The organism is Alkalibacterium sp. m-11, assembly GCF_054658155.1.
Genome location: NZ_BAAGIR010000028.1, coordinates 1 through 21,965, shown reverse-complemented (window position 1 = coordinate 21,965; position 21,965 = coordinate 1). Strand labels below are relative to the sequence as shown.

The following is a 21,965-nucleotide window of genomic DNA, read 5'->3' as shown; positions in this document are numbered from 1 at the left end:
GAGCTAAACACCGTCACATCCCATTACTCCCCCAAACAGGCAATATTCTAAAGAAATACTTGAGTCTATACCAATTACAAAATGAAAGACCACTATTTACAAATAGTCGTGGCGAACGTCTAACCAGGAAAGGGATTGGATATATACTGAATAAATATATTAATATCATTAGAGAAGAAACACCAGACAGGATTGAAACAAAAATATCTCCTCATATTTTAAGACACAGTAAAGCTACTCATTTAGTCAATGCAGGTGTTAGTATTTATAATGTTAGAGATTTTTTAGGTCACAGCTCAGTAGAAACAACACAAATATATTTAACATCAAGTCTAGAAATAACCCGAAGGGCAATCGAGGCAGCTTCAAATAAGATCGTCCATGATAGTAGTCACTACTACACAGCAGAAGAAAAAGCTGATTTATTAAATTTTTTAGATACTTTCATTTAACCATCTAATGTAAAGCAAATAACAGTTAATGAAGCATCCTCTAGTTAGCACCTGAGGGTGCTTTACATTATTTTCTACTTAACATTAAATTTGTAATGTGAAGATTTACATTACAAATTGTCGCATATTAAACGAATTGTGGTACCGTCAAAATAGGTGAACATATTTATATGGCAACGTAGCCAGGTATCACTTTTCATATCAAGCGTTGGTTCCACATAAGTGTATTGACTATAAGGAAGAGCTCCTACAAACAGATAGACAGTGGTTATTTCACCTGTGTCTGGATTTAATAAACTCATGGTTGAACCACTCCAGTCAACTTGAATTGAGACGCCAGGTTTATGTTTTAAATGATTCGTTAAGCGATATTGATCAATGTGCTTTTGATAATCTTCGCAAAACTTAGTATATCCAACTGCAATACCGTGGGTATTCTTACACTTATCCACGTACTCTTGCCATAAGAGCTTAAGGGTCACACCTACACCTTGAAGTTCCTTATGGACTTTTTCGTAGTCAGGAAGTGTGTATAAAACTTCTGACTGATGTCGTTCAGGGAAGAATTTTCGATACACCTCATTTTCAGATAGCTCTTTTATATCTTCGTAGGAGAGATTAAATCGATCTGCTCGTTGGAAGACATCACTAACTGAACTACGTCCTACTTTCTGTGTTTTAGCAATCATGTTTCGAGAAAAACCTTGATCTCGATACTGCATCACTAACTTCACTGGAATCTTTCTGGCCATAAAAATAGCCTCCTTCATGTATTTTTTAGAAGTTTTACCTTCTAAAATTACTATACATAAAAGAGACTAGTAAGTGGACTTGATGTGCGAATTGATTGCCTTGAAGTGCAAATTCGAGCAGATAACAGAGGAGGACTTGATTCGTGAATTGGTGGACTCGGATTGGATATTGATGGACCTGTGAGCGCGAAATAATCACTGGCTCCCCGTAGGGGAATCGCATCGGTCTTCTCGTAAAATAAATCTGAAAGATTTGGATTTAGAAAAAGATAAAGGACACTATTATAAAGAACGCTGGATCCATGAAAATGGATTAGAACAGCGATTGATTATCACTTTTTCTCCCAAGCATAAACGCTATCAAGAAGAGATTCGCAGAAAACAGATTGAACGAGCCATGAAGAAAGCCGATAATCCAAGTCAATTAAAGAAAAAACGTCCAACAGATTTCAAGAGTTTCTTAAAAGAGACCCATGTCACTAAAGAAGGCGAGATCGCGAAGGACTTTCAAGTCACAGTAGATCAAGAGAAGATAAAAGAAGAAGCGAAATACGATGGGTTATACGGTATCTGTACAAATGTATCGGGGGATTCAGAAGAGATACTTAAAATATCTCATCGCCGTTGGGAGATTGAGGAAACCTTTCGTATTCTGAAAAGTGAAATGCGTACACGACCGGTTTTTGTCCGAAAGGACGACCGGATTAAAGCACATTTCCTCACTTGTTTTCTTTCATTACTGGTTTATCGTATTCTTGAAAAAACATTAGATGAAGCTTATACCTGTCCTGATATCATTGATACACTGCGCAAGATGCGTGTGTTTGAATATTCAGGAGAAGGGTATATCCCAACCTATACACGAACGGATTTGACTGATCAACTCCATGAGGAGTTTGGGTTTAGAACGGACACTGAAATTATTCCTCAAAAAAGAATGAAAAACATTTTAAAACAAACGAAAAAACAAAAATAGTACGCACTTTTTCAACTAAAAAAACGACAAGAGAGCCTATACCTAAGGCATTCTTGTCGTTTTGACTGTCAAACTCGAGACTATACCATGTAAGAATAAATCCTGCAAGCGTTTTTTTGGGATGGTTTTGCATTACCTGATTTGAACACCTTTTTATTCTTAGATAGAGCCATAATTATTCCAGTCAATCCGCAACAAAAGCAACACCTGCCGGAACAATCCCTTTACTGTCCCGACAGGTGATCTAATTAATTCAGTCCAACACGTTCAAATATTTCATCTACATTTTTCAGATGGTAGTTATAGTCAAAGGCATCTTCGATATCTTCTGCATTCAGAATGGACATAATCTTCTCGTCCTCTTCAAGCAGTGGGCGGAACGCTGTCTGTTCATCCCAAGCAATGGCAGTTTTTGGCTGAACCAGGTCGTAGGCTTCTTCCCGGCTGAGACCTTTATCGATCAGCTTCAGCAATACACGCTGGCTGTAGATCAGACCAAGTGTCGCATCCATATTTCGTTTCATGTTCTCAGGGAATACCGTCAGATTGCGGACGATATTGGCGAATCTGTTCAGCATGTAATTTAACAGGGTCGTGCTGTCGGGCAAAATAATGCGTTCTGCAGATGAATGTGAAATGTCACGTTCATGCCATAAGCTGACGTTCTCGTAAGCTGTCACCATGTGTCCTCTGATCACACGCGCCAGCCCGGCCATATTCTCAGACCCGATTGGGTTACGCTTGTGCGGCATCGCTGAAGAGCCTTTCTGACCTTTAGCAAAACCTTCTTCCACTTCTCTTGTTTCCGACTTCTGCAGTCCTCTGATTTCTGTAGCGAATTTTTCAACACTGGTCGCGATCAGGGCAATAGCGCTCACATACTCCGCATGCAGATCACGCGGCAGGACCTGAGTCGAAATTTCCTGGGGACGCGTTCCCAGTTTGTCGCAGACATACTTTTCAACGAATGGAGGGATATTGGCAAACGTCCCAACTGCTCCACTGATTTTCCCGGCTTCTACGCCTTTAGCTGCGTGTTCGAACCGTTCGATGTGGCGTTTCATTTCTGAATACCAGAGCGCCAGCTTCAGACCAAACGTGGTCGGTTCAGCATGAACACCGTGCGTACGTCCCATGGTCACCGTATGCTTATGCTCTTTCGCCTTTTCACCGATGACTTCAAGCAGCTGCTGAAGGTCTTTTCTGAGTACATCGTTGACCTGTTTCAGCTGGTAGCCGTAAGCTGTATCAACGACATCCGTACTGGTCAATCCGTAGTGGACCCATTTCTTTTCGTCTCCCAACGTTTCAGAAACGGCTCGTGTGAAAGCGACCACGTCATGTTTCGTTTCTTTTTCGATTTCCAGTATACGGGCGATATCAAAAGAGGCATGCGCTCGGATCTTCTGAACGTCTTCTTTAGGAATCTCTCCCAGTTCAGCCCACGCTTCATCAGCTAGGATCTCAACTTCCAGCCATGAATTGTAGCGGTTCTCCTCTGACCATAATTCTTTCATTTCAGGTCGCGTGTAGCGTTCGATCATTATACCAGTCTCCTAATTCCAGATTTTCGTTTCTTCAATATCTTTCAGTGTCTTGTCAGTGTCAGCCGTCAGTATAGTCACATGCCCCATCTTTCGCCCGGTCTTGACCTCTTTCTTGCCGTAGTCATGTACATGCCAGGCTGGCTGACTGCTGTTCAGTTCAAGTGCCTGTTCAAAGTGCTCACCCAGAATATTGACCATCACAGCTGGCTTAAGAAGTTCCACTTCAGCAAGAGGATAGCCGCAGATCGCGCGTATGTGCAGATCAAACTGTGAGTCTGAGCAGGCTTCGATAGAATAATGTCCAGAGTTATGCGGACGCGGCGCCAGTTCATTGGCATAGAGCTTTCCTTCAGAAGTCAAAAAGAGTTCCACACCCAGGACACCTGATAAGGTCATCTTTTCAGCGATGGTTGCAGCAATCTGTCGTGCCTCGGCCATCACTTCATCTGACACGCGAGCCGGTACGATACTCTTAAGAAGGATATTGTTCTCATGGATGTTTTCTGAAACAGGCAAGGCAACTACATCCCCTGACGCATTACGAGCCACCATAATGGAGAGTTCCTTTTCAAATGACACCCACTCTTCAAGGACACATGTCCCTTTTTTTATAAGAGCAGAGGCTTCTTCAAAATCAGCATCCGATTCCAGAACGACTTGACCCTTCCCGTCGTAACCGCCTTGAACAGTTTTCAGGACACATGGATAGCCAAGACCTTCTATGGCTTTCTTCAAATTTTCTTCCGTTTCAATTTTAGCATAAGCGGCAATAGGAATCCCTGAATTTTCCAGAAAATCTTTTTCAGTCAGGCGATTCTGGGTATTAAGTAAAAGCTCGGTCCCCTGGGGAACTGCAATTTCCACTGCCTCAAGAACGTGTTCGATTGTTTCAGCATCGACATTTTCAAATTCATAGGTCAGCACATCGCTGGATCTGGCCAGTTCTTTCAAAGCATCCAGATCATCATAAGCTGCTTCAATATGCAGATCCGCGACTTGGGCTGTCGGACAGTCTGGAGTCGGGTCAAGCACAGCGATCCGGTAGCCTCTTTCCTTAGCAGAAAAAGCCATCATCCGTCCCAGCTGTCCCCCACCTATAATGCCTATTGTACTTCCCGGTCTGATCAGTTTAGACAAGTTCGTCACTACTTTCCATTACCTTCTGTTTCAAGGCTTCTCTTCTATTTTCGATTCGGTCGGCCAGTTCAGGCTGAAAGGCTCCCAACATCTGAGCTGCGAGGAGACCGGCATTCGTTGCTCCAGCCTTGCCGATGGCTACGGTAGCAACTGGAACTCCTCCAGGCATCTGTACGATCGACAGTAAGGAGTCCAAACCGTTCAGTGCCTTTGACTGAACAGGCACACCGATGACCGGTAATGTCGTTTTGGCTGCCAGCATTCCTGGAAGATGTGCTGCGCCTCCCGCTCCAGCGATGATCACTCTGATCCCCCGCCCGCGCGCTTCTTCAGCATAATCAAACATCAAGTCCGGTGTCCGGTGAGCGGAGACCACTTTTTTCTCGTAAGCTACCTCCAGTTCATCCAGCACCTCACAGGTATGTTTCATCGTCTCCCAGTCGGATGTGCTTCCCATGACGACCCCTACTTCAATTGCCAAATCAAACGCCTCCTAATAGTTATGGTTCCATTTTAGCTTATTGCTTATTCGCGTTTATAACCGCTCTGTTTCCGATGTCTTTCCTGTAGATATACTCGCTTGCATCTACGGCTTCAAGCGCTGAATAGACAGCTTCCTGCGCTTCTTCGATTGTTTCCCCAGCTGCTTCGACTAAATAGACACGGCCGCCGTTTGAAACCAGCTTTCCTTCGGTTTCTGATACGCCTGCGAAGTACAGGTTCATCTGATCGTCTATTTCAGGCAAGTCCAATGGTCTATATTTTTCGTAAGCTTCTGGATAGCCTTTTGAGGCAACTACCACCCCAAGACTGATGCCCTCCTGTTTCCAGACTAGACCGGGTTCCTGGTCATTAAGAATAGCTGAAATGGCTTCTGCCAGATCGGATTCCAGACGATTCATCAGCACTTGCGTTTCCGGATCTCCAAAGCGGGCATTGAACTCGATCGTTTTAGGTCCATCTTCTGTGGCCATGACTCCGGCATATAATATACCCGTAAAAGGCGTGCCGTTTCTTACCATCCCTGTCGCAGCCGGCAGGAGTATCTTTTCAGTCGCTTCTTTTACTACAGCTTCAGATATATGCTTAACTGGAGCATAAGCCCCCATTCCTCCAGTGTTCGGACCTTTATCCCCTTCAAGCAGGCGCTTATGATCCTGAGAAATCACCATCGGATAGACCTTCTCATTTTTAACAAAAGCCATAAGAGAAAACTCTTCTCCCGTCAGGTATTCTTCGATGACTACATGCGTGTTCTGGTCCCCGAATTTTTTATCCAGCATCATGTCATCAAGGGCATCAAGTGCCGCTTCCATCGTTTCAGCTACAACGACTCCTTTACCTGCGGCCAATCCATCAGCCTTGATGACGACTGGAATGTTTCCTTTTTCAATGTAACGTCTCGCTTCTTCATACTCCTCAAAAGACTGGTAGGCCGCTGTCGGAATAGCATTGGCGGTCATCAGCTCTTTAGCAAACGCCTTTGATGATTCTATCTGAGTCGCGGCTTTTGACGGACCGAAAATGGCGAGCCCTTCAGCCTGGAAATCATCCACGATTCCATTAAACAGGGGGATTTCCGGGCCAACGATGGTCCATTCAACACTTTCTTTTTTGGCAAAATCGATTAACGACGCATGGTCTTCCTGACTGATATTCAGCACGGTTATGCCGTCCTGACTCATCCCCGGGTTTCCCGGTGCACAGTAAACCTGCTCGACTTGGCTGCCCTCCAGCAGTTTTTTGGCAATCGCGTGTTCACGTCCACCTGATCCAATCACTAGTAACTTCACATGTTTCTCCCCTTTAAAATTCCTCAATATAATCTATGTATAAAACGAAAGAGAGGTTTCCCTCTCTTTTATTGATCAATGTCTAAAGTGACGCATTCCTGTAAAGACCATGGCGATGCCGTATTCATTCGCCTTGTCGATCGACGCCTGATCCTTGATGCTTCCGCCTGGCTGAATGATTGCTTTGATACCGTGCCCGGCAGCATATTCCACACTGTCATCCATCGGGAAAAAGGCATCGCTGGCCATGACCGCACCTTCTGCCTGCTCACCTGCCTGTTCAATGGCAATTTTGACTGCTCCGACCCGGTTCATCTGACCGGCTCCGATGCCTAAGGTCTGCTTGTCATTCCCCACGACAATGGCGTTGCTCTTCACATGCTTCACTGCTTTCCAGTTCAGTTTCAGTGCACGCATCTGGCTGTCAGTTGGTGCCTTGTCCGTAACAACTGACCATTCAAGAGCATCTTCTTCGTTGACCCAGTCCTGGTCCTGAACCAGCAGGCCGCCAAGAACAGTAACAGATTCTTTTCCGCCTTGTCTTGCTTCAGAGAAATCCAGTTCAAGCAGACGGATATTTTTCTTCTTAGTCAAGACAGCCAGAGCATCCTCAGAAAAACCAGGTGCAATGACGATTTCAAGGAAGATTTTACTTAATTTGTCTGCAAGTTCAGCTGTGACTGTTTCATTGACTGTGACGATGCCACCAAAAATTGACACAGGGTCTGCATCGTAGGCTCTGTCAAAGGCTTCTTCAATTGACTCGCCGATGCCTATTCCGCAAGGGTTCATGTGTTTAAGTGCAACAGCAGCCGGTCCGTCAAATTCGCGAATGATACGGATAGATGCATCTGCATCCTTGATATTATTGTAAGACAATTCTTTTCCGTGAAGCTGCTTTGCCTTGGCAATGGAAAAACTGTTTGCTCGTGGCGATTCATAAAATACAGCACTCTGATGACTGTTTTCGCCGTACCTTAGAGTCTGCTTCAAATCATACGTCTGCGTATAACTATCCAGCTGGGTCTCTTCCTCAACTTGCTCAGTCAGATATTCAGCAATCAGTGCATCATAAGCGGCCGTAAGATGGAAAACTTTAGCTGCCAGATGTTGTCTAGTCTTGAGAGTGGTCTGTCCGTTCTCTTCCAGCTCCTTGATCACTTGACTGTAGTCATCAGTATCTACAATGACTGTGACTGTTGCATGGTTTTTAGCCGCGCTTCTAAGCATGCTCGGTCCACCTATGTCTATCTGTTCGATTGCTTCTTCTCTAGTCGTTTCGGGTCTGGCAATTGTCTCTTTAAATGGATACAGGTTGACACAGACAAAGTCGATCGGGGTGATGTCGTGGTCTTCCATAGCCGAGAGGTGAGTGTCCAGATCCCGACGGCCCAGCAGTCCCCCATGGATCAGCGGGTGCAGCGTTTTGACCCGTCCGTCCATCATTTCAGGAAAACCGGTGACCTCTTCGATCGACAAGGTTGGAATCCCAGCCTCTTCCAGGACCTTTTTCGTCCCTCCTGTTGAAATAATCTCTATGTTCTGTCTGACTAATGCCTGAGCAAAGTCAACGATATTGGTCTTGTCTGAAACACTGATAAGTGCACGTGTCATAGTTAGGCATACTCCTTCTGCAACTTTTTGATATAAGTCTGAATAACTTCAGGATACAGCACATGCTCGACAGCATGAATCTTCTCCTCTAGTGATTCTATCGTATCGTCTGGATCGATGACAACTTTTTCCTGAGCCAGTATCGTCCCGGTATCGATGCCTTCATCCACTAGATGTACGGTCACACCCGTTTCTGTGGCTCCTGCATCAAATGCATCCTGTATTCCCTGTTTCCCGGGATAAAGCGGAAGCAACGACGGATGAATATTAATAATCCGATTGTCAAAAGCTTCCAGTAAAGTCTGCCCGATGATTCGCATGTAACCGGCTAGGACAATCAGGTCGATGTCTGCTTCCTTCAAATGATCTAAGACTTCTCTCTCAAAGACTTCTTTTGAAGGAAACTGTTTCGGGTAAAATGAAACGGAGGGAACAGCCAATGTATCGGCTCTAGTCAGAGCAAAAGCCTCAGGCTTGTCACTTACGAGCAGAGCCACTTCTGCCTCTATCGTCTGTTTTCTAATCGCCTTCACAAGTGCTTCAAAATTCGATCCGCTTCCGGAAGCAAAAACGGCTAGTCTGATCGGTCCAGCTTTACTCAAAACGGATCGCCTCATTTTCATCTGCTCTGACTTCTCCGATGGTGACTGCTTTTTCTCCGGAATCTTTTAAACTTTTAAGCACTGCTGCTTCGTGTTCTTCCGGAACAGCCAGAACCATGCCAATTCCCATGTTGAAATAGCCGTACATTTCATCACGGTCGAGTTTTCCATACTCCTCAAGCAGAGTAAAAATCCCAGGTATTTCCCAAGTGTTTTTTCTGACTACTGCGGATAAGCCCTCTGGTAACATACGAGGTAGATTTTCAATGAATCCGCCGCCTGTAATGTGAGAGATCCCGTGTACCCAGCCTTTTTTCAAAAGAGGGAGTACAGCAGACACGTAGATTTTTGTCGGCTCAAGCAGAGCCTGACCTAAAGTATCGTCACCTAAGGCATCATGCTTAAAATCATAACTCAACGCATTCTGTTCAAAACAGATTTTTCTGACCAGTGAGTAGCCATTGGAGTGTATCCCGCTGGATGGCAGTCCGATCAGCTTATCTCCTGCTTTAACGTGATCTTTAGTCAGCATACTTCTTTTTTCCACCACACCGACGCAGAATCCCGCCACATCGTAGTCGTCTTCCCCGTACATGTCAGGCATCTCAGCCGTTTCTCCACCGATCAGTCCTGCACCTGCCTGGACGCACCCATCAGAAATGCCTGCAACAATCTGTTCCATTTTCTCAGGAACCGTTTTTCCCGTTGCAATATAATCCAGAAAATAAAGCGGCTCAGCACCTTGAGCTAGAATGTCATTCACACACATAGCCACACAGTCGATCCCGATCGTATCGTGTCTGTCCTGCTGGATCGCAATCAGCAGTTTCGTGCCGACCCCGTCCGTCCCAGATACGAGGACCGGTTCTTTCACGTCGACAACAGACAGATCAAATGCTCCGCCGAAACCTCCCAGTGCCCCCATCATGCCAAGGCGCTCCGTTCGTTTTGCATGTTTTTTTATTCGTTCAACCGTTTGATAACCTGCCTCGACATTGACCCCTGCGTCTGTGTAGGCATTTCCCATTTAATAGATCCCCCTGTTGTTTTCTGACCGGCTGAAGTCTGACCAGCCCAGTCTTATCTTGTTGTTTATACCATTAACGGCTTACTCTCTCTGATTTTAGCCAGTGTTTTCATATAGTCAGTTTCATAGTCAAATAAAGGTGTTGGATAGTCTCCGGTAAAGTAAGACATACACAGGCCATTATGAGGCGCATCGAACTTCAGTCCGATCGAATCCACTGTCCCTTCGACACTTAAAAACGATAGACTGTCTGCTCCGATTTTCTCGCGGATTTCTTCCACTGAATAATCTGCAGCAATCAGTTCTTTCTGATTCTGAATATCGATCCCGTAGAAACATGGGTATTTCAAAGGCGGAGATGAAATGCGGACATGGACCTCCGCTGCTCCAGCTTCTTTTAATAACTGAACGATGCGTCGGCTGGTCGTGCCGCGAACGATGGAATCATCCACCATGATCACCTTTTTACCGGCAACTACACCACGAACAGCAGACAGCTTCATTCTTACGCCCTGTTCTCTCAATTCCTGAGTAGGCTGAATGAAAGTACGAGCAACGTATTGATTCTTGACCAGTCCCATTTCATAAGGGATCCCACTCGCTTCTGCATATCCACTGGCTGCGGACAGAGAAGAGTTCGGGACACCGATGACCATATCTGCATTGACTGGTGCTTCCTCAGCGAGACGTTTCCCCATATTCTTGCGTGCAGTGTGGACATTGACTCCAGCGATATTTGAGTCCGGTCGGGCAAAGTAGATAAATTCCATCGAACAGATCTGAAGCAACGTCTGGTCGGTATAGGTCTCGATTCGATACCCTGAATCATCGATAATCACGAGTTCCCCTGGCTGAACGGCACGGACAAATTCCGCTCCGACAACATCGAGGGCACAGGTTTCACTGGCAAGAACATATGCCCCATTTTCCATCTGTCCAATGGATAAAGGACGGAAACCGTTCGGATCTAATGCACCAATCAGTGCATCAGGTGTCAGCATGACATAGGCAAACGCACCTTTGACCGTATTCAGACTTTCTTTGATTCGGTCGATCAGTGTATCCTGCTTGCTTTTACGGATCAGGTGCATCAGGATTTCAGTATCCGAATTGGAGTGGAATATCGCTCCATCCTGCTCGAGTTCCTTACGCAGACTCACTGCATTGATCAAATTCCCATTATGGGCCAGCGCCAGCTCCTCATCGTGAAACTTGAACAGGAACGGTTGAATGTTTAAGATACTGTTGCTGCCGGCAGTGCTGTAACGGACATGTCCAATCCCAGCTTCTCCCGACAGGCGGATCAGTTCACGTTCATCTTTAAACACTTCAGATAAAAGTCCCAAGTCACGGTGTCCTTTCAGACGCCCATTGCGATTGGTCACAATCCCTGCGCCTTCCTGACCGCGGTGCTGCAGGCTATGCAGACCGAAAAAGTTCAGCTGGGCTGCATCCGGGTGTCCCCACACACCGAATACGCCACATTCTTCATTTAAGCTTTTGATTTCAGCAACCAAGGAATGGCCCCTTCCCATAAGTCTTTCACTTCTTTAACATCAATAGTCAGCTTTTCCGTCTGCGTACGGATTTCAGCGATTCGTGTATCTTTTACTTCACCGATTTCAACGGCATCTTGTCCAAATACTTCTTTGACTTCTTCTACATGTTCAGGTCTGACAGATAAAACAAAACGGGATGGCGATTCTGAAAACAGCCACTCTGAAGGCATATCTAGTGTCGCAGACAGCCCCAGCTCGTTCCCGAAGGCTGATTCCATCAGCGCCACGGCCAATCCACCTTCAGAACAGTCATGCGCACTTTGAATAAGTCCTTCACGAATCGCCTGCAGTACTTTATCCTGAATCATTTTTTCTTTGTCTATATCAAAATCGAAAAGTTCTCCTTCGATTCTCCCCAATTGCATTTTCTGCAGTTCAGATCCGTTAAAGTCAGCTCCTGTTTTCCCGATGACGAAAATCTTATCACCAGCCTGTTTAAATTCCGATGTTGTCACGTGATCAAGATCCTTGACCAATCCGACCATGCCAATCATAGGTGTCGGATAGATCGCTTCCCCATTTGTTTCGTTGTAGAGCGATACGTTTCCTGAAATGACAGGTGTGTTCAATGTCGTGCAGGCTTTAGCAATGCCATCCGCTGACGTCCACAGCTCCCAGAACACTTCAGGCTTATCGGGATTCCCGTAGTTCAGACAGTCCGTTATTGCCAGTGGCTCGCCCCCGCTTGCCACGATATTTCTTGCGGCTTCTGCTACGGCCATCTGTCCACCTTTTTCCGGATCGAGATAAAGGTAGCGGGCATTACAGTCAGTCGTCATGGCAAGCGCCTTGCGGGTCCCTCTAATGCGCAGAACTGCCGCATCGCTTCCTGGACCGACCACGGTGTTTGTTCTGACCATTGAATCATATGTTTCAAAAATCGATTTTTTTGAAGCAACTGTAGGCTGCTGCATGAGTTGTTTCAGTGTTTCTTCTGTATCAGCGATGTCCGGTATGAATGCATCAAGTTTTTTGAAAGCTTGAATACGTTCCGGTTCAGTGTATGGTTTATGATAGACAGGTGCTTCTTCTGCTAACGCGTCTACCGGCAGGTCAGCGACCAGTCTTCCTTCGTGGTACAGTCGATACTGCCCATCACCGGTCACTTCTCCGATAGTCACGGCATCCAGTTCATAACGTGAGAACAGCTCTTTGACACGATCTTCTGCCCCTTTTGTGACACAGATCAGCATACGCTCCTGAGACTCCGATAGCATCATTTCATATGGCGTCATGCCTGATTCACGTTGCGGCACATCGTCCAGATTAAGGATCAGTCCACTGCCCGCTTTTGATGCCATTTCCGAACTGGATGACACCAGTCCCGCTGCTCCCATGTCCTGGATGCCTACGAGAATATCGCTGTGGTCCTGGATCAGTTCCAGACACGCTTCCATCAGAAGTTTTTCCATAAATGGATCGCCGACCTGTACAGCTGAACGCTCTGCCTCTTCTTCATCACTGAATTCTTCTGAAGCAAAAGTTGCGCCGTGAATGCCATCCCGACCTGTTTTGGCTCCCACATACATGATCGTATTACCGATTCCTTTGGCTTGCCCTTTTTGAATATCCTCATGGTCGATCAGACCGACACACATGGCATTGACCAGCGGGTTCCCTCTGTAGACGGGATCAAAGGCAATTTCTCCGCCGACTGTCGGAATCCCGATACAGTTGCCGTAGCCGCCGATTCCTGCCACGACTTCTTCAAGCAGATACTTTGTCCGTTCGTTGTCGAGTTCACCGAACCGTAAAGAATCCAGCATCGCAATCGGACGGGCACCCATACTGAAAATATCACGAATGATGCCTCCGACACCTGTCGCCGCCCCTTCATAAGGTTCAACAGCTGATGGATGGTTATGACTTTCCGCTTTAAATACGACGGCCTGCCCGTCCCCAATATCAACGATTCCGGCGCCCTCACCAGGACCTTGAAGCACTTGAGGTCCCTCTGTCGGAAATTTTCTCAATACCGGTTTGGAATTTTTATACGAACAGTGCTCGCTCCACATAACTGAAAACAGGCCAGTTTCCGTATAGTTAGGCAGACGTTTGATTATGTCCTCGGAAATCATGCGGTATTCTTCATCCGTCAGTCCCCACTGAGCATAGATTTTCTGATCTCTGATCTGTTCGGCCGTCGGTTCATGTAATGTTTTCATACCTCTGCAGTCTCCTTTATAAAGTTCTTGACCATCGATTCGAAAAAGCGCAGCCCGTCACTTGAGCCTAAAAGATCTTCGACAGCCCGCTCAGGATGCGGCATCATACCCAGAACATTGCCTTGTTTGTTTATAATCCCTGCGATATTTTCAACTGAGCCGTTCGGGTTGTCTGACGCATAGGTGAATATGATCTGATCGTTGGCTTTCAGTTCCGCAAGTGTCTCTTCGTCACAGTAATAATTCCCTTCGCCATGAGCGACAGGTATCATGAGGCGTTCCTTATCGCCATATTCAGAGGTAAATTTCGTCTGATTATTGACCACTTCCAGTTCCAATGTCTTACAGATAAAATGAAGGTTGTCGTTACGCTGCAAAGCCCCAGGCAGAAGTCCTGCTTCAACTAAAATCTGGAATCCGTTGCAGGTACCAAAGACTGGCTTGCCTTCCTCTGCAAAACGGGTCACTTCACTCATCACATTTGAAAAGCGGGATATGGCACCACTTCTTAAGTAATCACCATACGAAAAACCTCCAGGAAGCAGGACACCATTAAAGCCGTCCAGACTTTCTGCAGTGTGAGGCACGTATTCAGCTTCTTCTCCTACACCGTCTATAATTGCATGAAGCAGGTCAACATCACAATTGGAACCTGGAAACTGGATCACTGCAAATCGCATGCTTACACCGTCTCCTTTACTCGTTCAATTTCATAGCGGTAGCTTTCCATCACAACGTTTGCCAGAAGCTTGTCGCAGATGGTTTCAATGACTTCTTCAACTGAACGGCTGTCAGTATCTGACACTTTGATTTCAAAATACTTCCCGATACGAATATCTTCAATTTCATCGAAGCCCATGCGGTGAACGGCCCCTCTTACCGCTTCTCCCTGAGGATCCAGAATTGATTCTTTATAGGTTACATATACTTTTACGTTATACATGAGTCACTTCTCCTTTTAATCTGTAGTCAGACGGTCGAGTACTTCTTGATATAGTGGGATAATGTCGCCGAGATCCTGCCTGAAGACATCCTTGTCCAGACGATCGTTCGTCTTTTCATCCCATAGACGGCATGTGTCCGGTGAAATTTCATCTGCCAGAATGATTTGTTCTTTCACAGTCTTTCCAAATTCCAGCTTGAAGTCGATCAATCTGATACCGGCCTCTTTATAAATTTCAATCAGTGAATTGTTGATGTTGTGAGCCTGTCTTTTAATTTCGTCAATTTCTTTCTGGTCAGCCAGATTAAGTGCAAGCACATGATCATCATTAATGAGCGGATCGTTCAGTTCGTCATTCTTGAGGTAAAATTCCAACACAGGAAAGGCCAACTCCGTCCCCTCGTCTACACCCAGGCGCCTGGAAAAGCTTCCAGCAGCGACATTTCTGATGACCACTTCAAGACCGAACATATCCACTTTTTCAATCAGCTGATCCGTTTCAGACACTTCCCTGATGAAGTGACTTGGAATATCCATCTCCTTCAGCTTTTTGAAGATCACGCTGGTAATCTGGTTGTTCAGCTGCCCTTTACCGGCTATGGCTTCTTTCTTGGCTCCATTCCCAGCTGTGGCCTGATCTTTATACGTGACCCATAGAATGCTTGGTTCACTGGTCTCATATAATCGCTTTGCCTTTCCTTCATATAACAGGTCTCTCTTTATCAACTGAATACCCCTTTCAGGACTCGGTTAAACACGAATATTAAACATGCTTTTTTTGTAATCGTTCCGTTTTTGTCGGTACAGCTTTATCATAACTCGTCTATGAAATAGAGTCAACCTTTCAGCGTCTATTTATGGATGATATTTCGGCTAATGTTCGTGTTTTATATTTATAAAGCTGAATTTACAGTTTAAAACATTCTAATGTTTTGTAATTAACGAACATTAACAACTGTTTTTTTCCTTTGGAAATGATATTACAAACAGGATTTCGTAATACTATTCACAAAATTCAATTGAGAATAATTCTCAATTAGAGTATGCTTAATTATAATCAATTCGCTGACAGACTCACACTTAGGAGATGATTCACATGCAGATATACTGGACAACCCTTGTAGACGTCATTGATGAAGCTACAGATACAAAAACGTTCTACCTGGATCTCCCAGAGGGCTTCACCTGGGAAGAAGGCGCGCACACTCACCTGGCACTGGAAGGATTCAATAGCGGAGAAAAACCTGACAAAGGGCTGGTTAGGCACATGTCGATCGCAACCCTTCCAGAAGAAAAGACGATCGGTATCACTACTCGCCTTAGAGCAGAGCGCTCAAGATACAAGACTCATTTGTCTGAACTTAAAAGCGGAAGCTCAGTTGCCCTGTTCAAGACACATACAAATATCCCGTTGAAGCGAGAAAACAGACCTGTTTATCTGTTGTCGTGCGGGGTCGGTATCGCTTCATTCAGACCTCTTGTTCTGCAGTACTTAAATGATTCTAATGGAATAGACTCTCTCCATTCTCTGAATATCGACTCGTCTGGTGAACAGCTCTTCTCCGGTTTGTTTGAACAAGAGTCATATCCGTCTCTGACAGCTCAGTACGTCACTGACCGTCCGGATTACTATGAGAAAGTAAACAAGCTGGCTGAGGACACTCACGGCATCTTCTACATTGTCGGCAGCGATGACTTCCTTAGAGAAACCATCGCCACCTTGCGTGAACTTGGGATTTCTGATGAGCAGATCACGATCGATAAGCATGAACGTTTTCGTTCAGATTTTCTTGGCTGAACAGGTCTAAAAAAATAAAAAGAGACGCCATTCTTTGAAATGGCGCTCATTATTGCATTCGGGGTAGTTGTTCGGATCCCGTTTAGGCTTCTTTCATTCCTGGATGGGAAGCGAGCGACGATTCATTTTGATAACGAATGCCTCATATCTCACTTTTATGAGGCATTCGCCCGATCGATTGAGAGCTCAACGTCTCATAACCTACTTTTATGAGGCATTCGTCCGATCGATTGAGAGCTCAACGTCTCATAACCTACTTTTATAAGGCATTCGTCTATATGGACTAGAGCTGTTCGTGCCCCTTTACGGATAAATAAATCTTCATAGGCGGTAATTCCCATATATATAGAAAAAAGGCTGCATTACTCTTCTACTCGGGAGTAATGCAGCCTTTTTTATCTGAATCTACTAGGTTATACCTAGAACACTACTGTGAACTACCCACCACTTAAATCCTCCGGATTTTGAAGTGGGGGCTTCCTACGAACTCCATTCTTGTCTGCACAGGTTTCATGCAGACAGAGGAATCGGATATGGGTAGGCTCAAAAGGCAGTCCCTGCCTCATAGGTTTTCTTTTACTTGGCTAACGCCAAGGAATACTCAGTAGGCTTGGTTGTCGCCTATATAGACTTGGTTATCGTCTATATATAAAGTATACCAAATGAGAATGACATTAACCACTTCAAGCTATCGCTTGACCGAAATTCATCTCCCACTTTCACTGGTGCTTCGCACCCATACGCTTAGAAGTGGGAGACTTCTTTCGGAATTACGTTAAAGTAGATACTGTTTATTTCTGAAAATACCGTTTCGCATTTTTGTAACACACATTTTCCACCAGTTGCTTAAGAAGTGCAGGTTTATCCGGGAACTTGCCGCTTTCGACCTGTTCGCCGACAAAGTTGCAGAATATGCGGCGGAAGTAATCATGTCGAGGATAGGATACGAAACTTCTTGAATCAGTCAGCATCCCTACGAAATGCATCAGCAGCCCATGATCCGCCAGGGTTTCCATTTGTCTAAGCATTCCCTGTTCCGTATCATTGAACCACCAGCCGGCACCGAACTGAACTTTGCCTTTGATACCTTCTTCATTGGACTGGAAATTAGCCACTGCACTGGCAACAGTGTGGTTATGTTCAGGATTCAAGTTATAGACAATCGTTTTCGGCAGCTTGCCTTCTTTGTCCATAGCATCCAGCAATGAATTCAGATGCACCGCAACTTTTGACTGGTCAAAGATGGAATCGACGCCTACATTTGCGCCGGCCTGTTCAAATAGCCGTGTATTCATATTTCTGATCGCTCCAAAATGGATCTGCATGATCCAGCCTCGGTCATGATACAACTGACCTAAATCGACGAGCAGACGCGTCATCCATTTCGCCTTGTCAGTATCTGAAACTGATTCTCCGGCTTTATAAGAAGCGAAAATTCGCTCGATATCCTCATCTGAAGCTTCTTCGTAAAGCAGCTCGGTGATGCCGTGATCGGAAATAAGTGCCCCATGCCGGTCAAAATGATCGATACGGTCCTCTATGATTTCAAGGAACGTACCATAGTCAGCTGCCTGTTTTCCGGTCAGCTCCTCAAGTCTTGATACATCTTCGGCTGACAGATCGTACAGTTCATCCGGCCTGAATGACGGCGCCACTTTGACATCAAACGCCTCTTTTTCAGCAATCTGCTTATGATACTCGAGCGAATCGAAAGGTGTATCCGTTGTACCGATAAATTCTACATTGGATTTTGCAATCAATGACTGTGCCGTCATGTCTTCCTCTTTCAGCTGACGATTAGCCTCGTCATAAATGGTTTCCCAATTGTCGCTTCCAAGCAGCTCTTCAATACCGAAATACTCTTTCAGTTCCAGTTGGGTCCAGTGGAATAACGGATTGCCCAGAGCCATTTCTGCCGTTTCCGCCCAGGCTTTGAACTTCTCTTTAGATGATCCATTTCCAGTAATAAGCTCTTCAGACACTCCATTAGCCCGCATCGCCCGCCACTTGTAATGATCTCCAGCCAGCCATAATTCGGTAATGTCTTCAAACGCATGATCCTCAGCGATTTCTTTAGGATCAAGGTGGCAGTGATAGTCAATGATTGGCAGATCCCTGGCTATTTGATGATACAAAGTTTTAGCCGTCTCATTTTGAAGCATAAAATCCCCATGAATAAACGTCATAGTTACCCTCCGTTGGTTTGTTTACATATTATACAAACCTTATTCTAAAGAGAAACGAATCCGGTTACAAGTGGTTTTATCTTCAAATTTATTTTTCCATCTTCTGTGCTTATGTGTGTAAAGAAAAACTCAAAAAAAAGCCCTGATTATGTAAATTGGGACTTGAGACCTATATTAATCAGGAATGATTATGTTACAATTATTTTAATTTATTAACGCATATATAATAATAGTTACAGGGAGATCGTTTTATGCACATCGGGGAAAAGATTCGATTTCTAAGAGAAAAAGAAGAACTGTCGCAGCGAAAACTGGCTAAGTCCATGTGCGTCAGCCGTCAGACCGTATCCCGGTGGGAAAACGGGTATTCACTTCCAGAAAGTGAATCAGTCATTCTGCTGGCAAAAACTTTCGGGTATCCTATTGAATGGTTTCTGAAAGACGCATATGGAGTTGACTATCTTACCAGCAGGCCATCCGAAAAGCTAAACGAGAGCCCGAATACAGATGCTGATCTAGTCGCATCTGAACAAGGTGGTAAGCAGTCAAAATCAGTATTAAAGAAGCTGTTTCGTCCATTACATAAATAGAATACAGGCAAAAAGACCGGTATTCCTCATGAAGGAGACCGGTCTTTTCAGTGATTATAGGACTTTGGACAGGAAATCCTGAGTCCGTTCATTCTGAGGATTAGAGAAAATCATGTCTGGGGTACCTGATTCGACAATATAGCCGTCATCCATAAACAGGACACGATCGGCAACTTCTCGGGCAAAGCCCATTTCGTGAGTCACCACAACCATGGTCATTCCGGACTGAGCTAAGTCTTTCATTACTTTCAGAACCTCTCCGACCATCTCCGGATCCAATGCTGATGTCGGTTCATCGAACAGCATCACATCGGGATCCATCGCTAGAGCTCGGGCAATCGCTACACGCTGCTGCTGTCCACCTGATAAGCTGGACGGATATGCATCTTCCTTGTCTCCCAGCCCGACCTGTCTCAGAAGTTTGACCGCAGTCTGATCAGCCTGATGCTTGTCGACCCCTTTCGATTTTACTGGTGCAATCGTCAGATTCTGTTTCGCCGTTTTGTGAGGAAACAGATTGAACTGCTGGAAAACCATACCCATTTTCTGACGCAGCTGGTTCAGGTCTTTTTCATTCAGACCTGTCAGCGTAGTCCCTTCGAAAACGATCTCCCCATCAGAAGGTTCTTCAAGCAAATTCAAGCAACGCAGAAACGTTGATTTCCCGGAACCGGAAGGGCCGATTACTACAACCACTTCCCCCTGGCTGAATTCTTCGTTTATATCTTTCAGTACTTCATTTTTTCCAAATGACTTTTTCAAATGATTCACTTTAATCATGATTCATTCTCCCTTCATAGAAGTTCAAGAGTTTCGTCAGGCTGAAGGTCAGCGCAAAATAGATCAGCATAGTGATGAACAGCGGCAGGATTCCCTGGAAGGAAATAGAACGCACCACTCGTGTCTGGAAAATCAGTTCGCCGACACCAATGACTGATACAATGGACGACTCTTTAATAATGGTAATGAACTCATTACCTAGTGCAGGCCAGATATTCTTAAGGGCCTGAGGGAAGACGATGTAGCGCATGGAATCATTCTTACTCATACCTAAACTTCTCGCAGCCTCATCCTGTCCTTTGTTGACAGAATTGATTCCACTTCTTATGATCTCAGCAATGTATGCCCCGGAGTTGAGCGAGACAGCAATGATCCCTGCAGTCAGGGCCGGCAAATTGAAAAACATACCTGACGCGAAGTAGATGAACATAACTTGAATGAGAAGCGGCGTTCCTCGTACAAACTCCACATAAGCGGTTGCCAGTTGTTTAACCAGGAACACTTTAGACAGTCGCATGAGTGCCAGCAGTGATCCTAAAATTAGACCGAAGAACACGGCAGACGCTGAAATCAGCAAAGTGATCAGTGTCCCATCAAGGAAATATTCCCAGTAGCTTGCAATAAACCCTGCTTCTATTTCTTCCCCATCTTCATCCAGTTCCGTCTGAGCCATATATTCGCCTGCTTTGGCTAGATACTCTTCTATCAGATTCTGTTCTTTTATTTCAGCCAAGCTTTCATTCACTGCATCAACTAGTGAATCTTCTCCTTTTCTGAAGGCAATCGCTGAACCCTGGTCATCATCGTCCATTTCAAATCCACCTACAAAAGTATGCAGATCCTCGTCATGACCAGCGTGCGCTTCAGCATTTGGCCCCTGCATAACGATTGCTTCGATTCGGTTAGTTTTCAAAGCAAGCAGTAAATCATTTAAGTCTGTCAGACTCATGATTTCTGCATCCGGAATCTGCTCAGCGAGCTCTTCCTGAAGTGACCCGGACTGTACACCAACTGTCAATCCTCTCAATGATTCGATTGAATCGTAGATATCCTCATCTTCCGCACGAATCATAATATTCTGGAAAGTACGGAAGTAAATATCCGAGAAATCTACATTTCTACGACGTTCAGCAGTCGGAGTCATTCCCGCAATGACTACATCGACGTTTCTGGCTTCCAGAGCCGGCAGCAGACTGTCAAATCCAATGTCCTGAATTTGAAGTTCCACTCCAAGATCATCCGCAATTTTCTGCGCAATCATCATATCCATTCCTACGACCTGGCGTTCACCGTCGACAACTGCATAGAATTCGAATGGCGGAAAGTCGGCACTTGTTCCAACGACTAGGACACCCTGATCCTGAACACGCTGCAGTGCCGATCCATCTTCAGCCGACACCGGTTCTGCCGGAATGAATAATATACTGAATAAAATAAGTAATGCTATAAATCCTTTTACGCCCTTCATCATACGCCTTATCCCCTTTAGTTCTGTTTTGACTTAAAAAGAATCATACCATCATAAATATAATTATGCAATATAATTTATGAAAAAAGGTATATTTTGTTTAAAAAACATGATATCTGCATTATTTATGTATATTAAAGATCCGTTTACATACTGTTAAATTGGACGGAGGGCTCTTGGAACCAGCTCAGTGGTTCCTTCCTTCTTGAGTTGGTCGTAAGATCTTTCTTGGAACCCACTCGGCTGTTCTTTTCTCCCGAGTTGGTCGCAAGATACATCTTAGAGCCCACTCATCGGCTCATTTCTCCCGAGTTGGTCGCAAGATACATCTTAGAGCCCACTCACCGGCTCATTTCTCCCGAGTTGGTCGCAAGATGCGTCTTAGAGCCCACTCACCGGCTCATTTCTTCCGAGTTGGTCGCAAGATGCGTCTTAGAGCCCACTCACCAGCTCATTTCTCCCGAGTTGGTCGCAAGATACATCTTAGAGCCCACTCACCGGCTCATTTCTCCCGAGTTGGTCGCAAGATGCGTCTTAGAGCCCACTCACCGGCTCATTTCTTCCGAGTTGGTCGCA

General features: G+C 45.2%; 20 protein-coding genes. 4 read left to right on the top strand and 16 right to left on the bottom strand.

The genetic code is table 11. The features are described 5' to 3' along the window. A partial coding sequence (locus tag ACYQ2O_RS04885; protein ID WP_459796097.1) for a tyrosine-type recombinase/integrase occupies positions 1-452 on the top strand: 452 nt, incomplete at its 5' end. 110 nt (positions 453-562) lie between these two features. Here the strand turns inward: ACYQ2O_RS04885 and ACYQ2O_RS04880 are convergent. Further along, complete coding sequence (locus tag ACYQ2O_RS04880) at positions 563-1,204, bottom strand: transposase (RefSeq protein ID WP_459796096.1); 642 nt, start codon at positions 1,202-1,204, stop codon at positions 563-565. A gap of 253 nt (positions 1,205-1,457) precedes the next feature. Between ACYQ2O_RS04880 and ACYQ2O_RS04875 the strand changes: the two genes are divergently transcribed. After that, positions 1,458-2,180, top strand: coding sequence for an IS1634 family transposase (locus ACYQ2O_RS04875; RefSeq protein ID WP_459770170.1), 723 nt, complete (start codon positions 1,458-1,460; stop codon positions 2,178-2,180). A 248-nt stretch (positions 2,181-2,428) separates the two neighbouring features. On the opposite strand, the gene purB is transcribed toward ACYQ2O_RS04875, so the two are convergent. From purB to purC, 12 genes are all read right to left on the bottom strand, one after another. Further along, complete coding sequence (gene purB / locus ACYQ2O_RS04870) at positions 2,429-3,724, bottom strand: adenylosuccinate lyase (RefSeq protein WP_091480080.1); 1,296 nt, start codon at positions 3,722-3,724, stop codon at positions 2,429-2,431. A gap of 12 nt (positions 3,725-3,736) precedes the next feature. After that, positions 3,737-4,873, bottom strand: coding sequence for a 5-(carboxyamino)imidazole ribonucleotide synthase (gene purK / locus ACYQ2O_RS04865; protein WP_459770168.1), 1,137 nt, complete (start codon positions 4,871-4,873; stop codon positions 3,737-3,739). Further along, positions 4,857-5,345: a 5-(carboxyamino)imidazole ribonucleotide mutase gene (purE, locus tag ACYQ2O_RS04860; protein WP_003142083.1), complete on the bottom strand. Its 489-nt coding sequence runs from the start codon at positions 5,343-5,345 to the stop codon at positions 4,857-4,859. Before purE ends, purK begins: the two co-directional genes overlap by 17 nt. A 37-nt stretch (positions 5,346-5,382) precedes the next feature. Then, positions 5,383-6,657: a phosphoribosylamine--glycine ligase gene (gene purD, locus ACYQ2O_RS04855; protein WP_459770167.1), complete on the bottom strand. Its 1,275-nt coding sequence runs from the start codon at positions 6,655-6,657 to the stop codon at positions 5,383-5,385. A 75-nt stretch (positions 6,658-6,732) separates the two neighbouring features. Then, on the bottom strand, positions 6,733-8,271 hold the full coding sequence (gene purH / locus ACYQ2O_RS04850; protein ID WP_459770165.1) for a bifunctional phosphoribosylaminoimidazolecarboxamide formyltransferase/IMP cyclohydrolase: 1,539 nt from the start codon (positions 8,269-8,271) through the stop codon (positions 6,733-6,735). Positions 8,272-8,273: 2 nt separating this feature from the next. Continuing rightward, on the bottom strand, positions 8,274-8,855 hold the full coding sequence (purN, locus tag ACYQ2O_RS04845) for a phosphoribosylglycinamide formyltransferase (RefSeq protein WP_346024096.1): 582 nt from the start codon (positions 8,853-8,855) through the stop codon (positions 8,274-8,276). A 10-nt stretch (positions 8,856-8,865) separates the two neighbouring features. Then, entirely contained in the window at positions 8,866-9,900 is a 1,035-nt protein-coding gene (gene purM / locus ACYQ2O_RS04840; protein WP_346024088.1) for a phosphoribosylformylglycinamidine cyclo-ligase, read from the bottom strand. 65 nt (positions 9,901-9,965) lie between these two features. Beyond that, a complete protein-coding gene (gene purF / locus ACYQ2O_RS04835; protein ID WP_459770164.1) occupies positions 9,966-11,417 on the bottom strand; it encodes an amidophosphoribosyltransferase in 1,452 nt (483 codons plus the stop codon). Beyond that, entirely contained in the window at positions 11,393-13,624 is a 2,232-nt protein-coding gene (gene purL, locus ACYQ2O_RS04830; RefSeq protein ID WP_459770162.1) for a phosphoribosylformylglycinamidine synthase subunit PurL, read from the bottom strand. Before purL ends, purF begins: the two co-directional genes overlap by 25 nt. Beyond that, positions 13,621-14,304, bottom strand: a complete 684-nt coding sequence (gene purQ / locus ACYQ2O_RS04825; protein WP_459770161.1) for a phosphoribosylformylglycinamidine synthase subunit PurQ — start codon at positions 14,302-14,304, stop codon at positions 13,621-13,623. Before purQ ends, purL begins: the two co-directional genes overlap by 4 nt. Positions 14,305-14,306: 2 nt before the next feature. Further along, entirely contained in the window at positions 14,307-14,567 is a 261-nt protein-coding gene (gene purS / locus ACYQ2O_RS04820) for a phosphoribosylformylglycinamidine synthase subunit PurS (protein WP_459770160.1), read from the bottom strand. Positions 14,568-14,582: 15 nt separating this feature from the next. Next, the gene (purC, locus tag ACYQ2O_RS04815; RefSeq protein ID WP_459770158.1) at positions 14,583-15,293 is read right to left on the bottom strand and encodes a phosphoribosylaminoimidazolesuccinocarboxamide synthase; all 711 of its coding nucleotides are present in this window, start codon (positions 15,291-15,293) and stop codon (positions 14,583-14,585) included. Positions 15,294-15,663: 370 nt separating this feature from the next. On the opposite strand from purC, the gene ACYQ2O_RS04810 reads away from it, so the two are divergent. After that, the gene (locus tag ACYQ2O_RS04810) at positions 15,664-16,365 is read left to right on the top strand and encodes a ferredoxin--NADP reductase (RefSeq protein ID WP_459770156.1); all 702 of its coding nucleotides are present in this window, start codon (positions 15,664-15,666) and stop codon (positions 16,363-16,365) included. A 791-nt stretch (positions 16,366-17,156) separates the two neighbouring features. On the opposite strand, the gene uxaC is transcribed toward ACYQ2O_RS04810, so the two are convergent. Next, the gene (gene uxaC / locus ACYQ2O_RS04805) at positions 17,157-18,551 is read right to left on the bottom strand and encodes a glucuronate isomerase (RefSeq protein WP_459770154.1); all 1,395 of its coding nucleotides are present in this window, start codon (positions 18,549-18,551) and stop codon (positions 17,157-17,159) included. A 251-nt stretch (positions 18,552-18,802) separates the two neighbouring features. Here uxaC and ACYQ2O_RS04800 point away from each other — a divergent pair, with 251 nt between their 5' ends. Continuing rightward, positions 18,803-19,141 (top strand): helix-turn-helix domain-containing protein, encoded by a 339-nt coding sequence (locus tag ACYQ2O_RS04800; protein WP_459783756.1) that lies wholly within the window; start codon positions 18,803-18,805, stop codon positions 19,139-19,141. Between the two features lie 54 nt (positions 19,142-19,195). On the opposite strand, the gene ACYQ2O_RS04795 is transcribed toward ACYQ2O_RS04800, so the two are convergent. Both ACYQ2O_RS04795 and ACYQ2O_RS04790 read right to left on the bottom strand, forming a co-directional pair. Next, entirely contained in the window at positions 19,196-19,921 is a 726-nt protein-coding gene (locus tag ACYQ2O_RS04795; RefSeq protein WP_346024081.1) for an amino acid ABC transporter ATP-binding protein, read from the bottom strand. Then, positions 19,914-21,389 carry an ABC transporter substrate-binding protein/permease gene (locus ACYQ2O_RS04790; protein ID WP_091264891.1) on the bottom strand — a complete coding sequence of 492 codons (1,476 nt, stop codon included), beginning with the start codon at positions 21,387-21,389 and terminating at the stop codon, positions 19,914-19,916. Before ACYQ2O_RS04790 ends, ACYQ2O_RS04795 begins: the two co-directional genes overlap by 8 nt. Between the last annotated feature and the right edge of the window lie 576 nt (positions 21,390-21,965).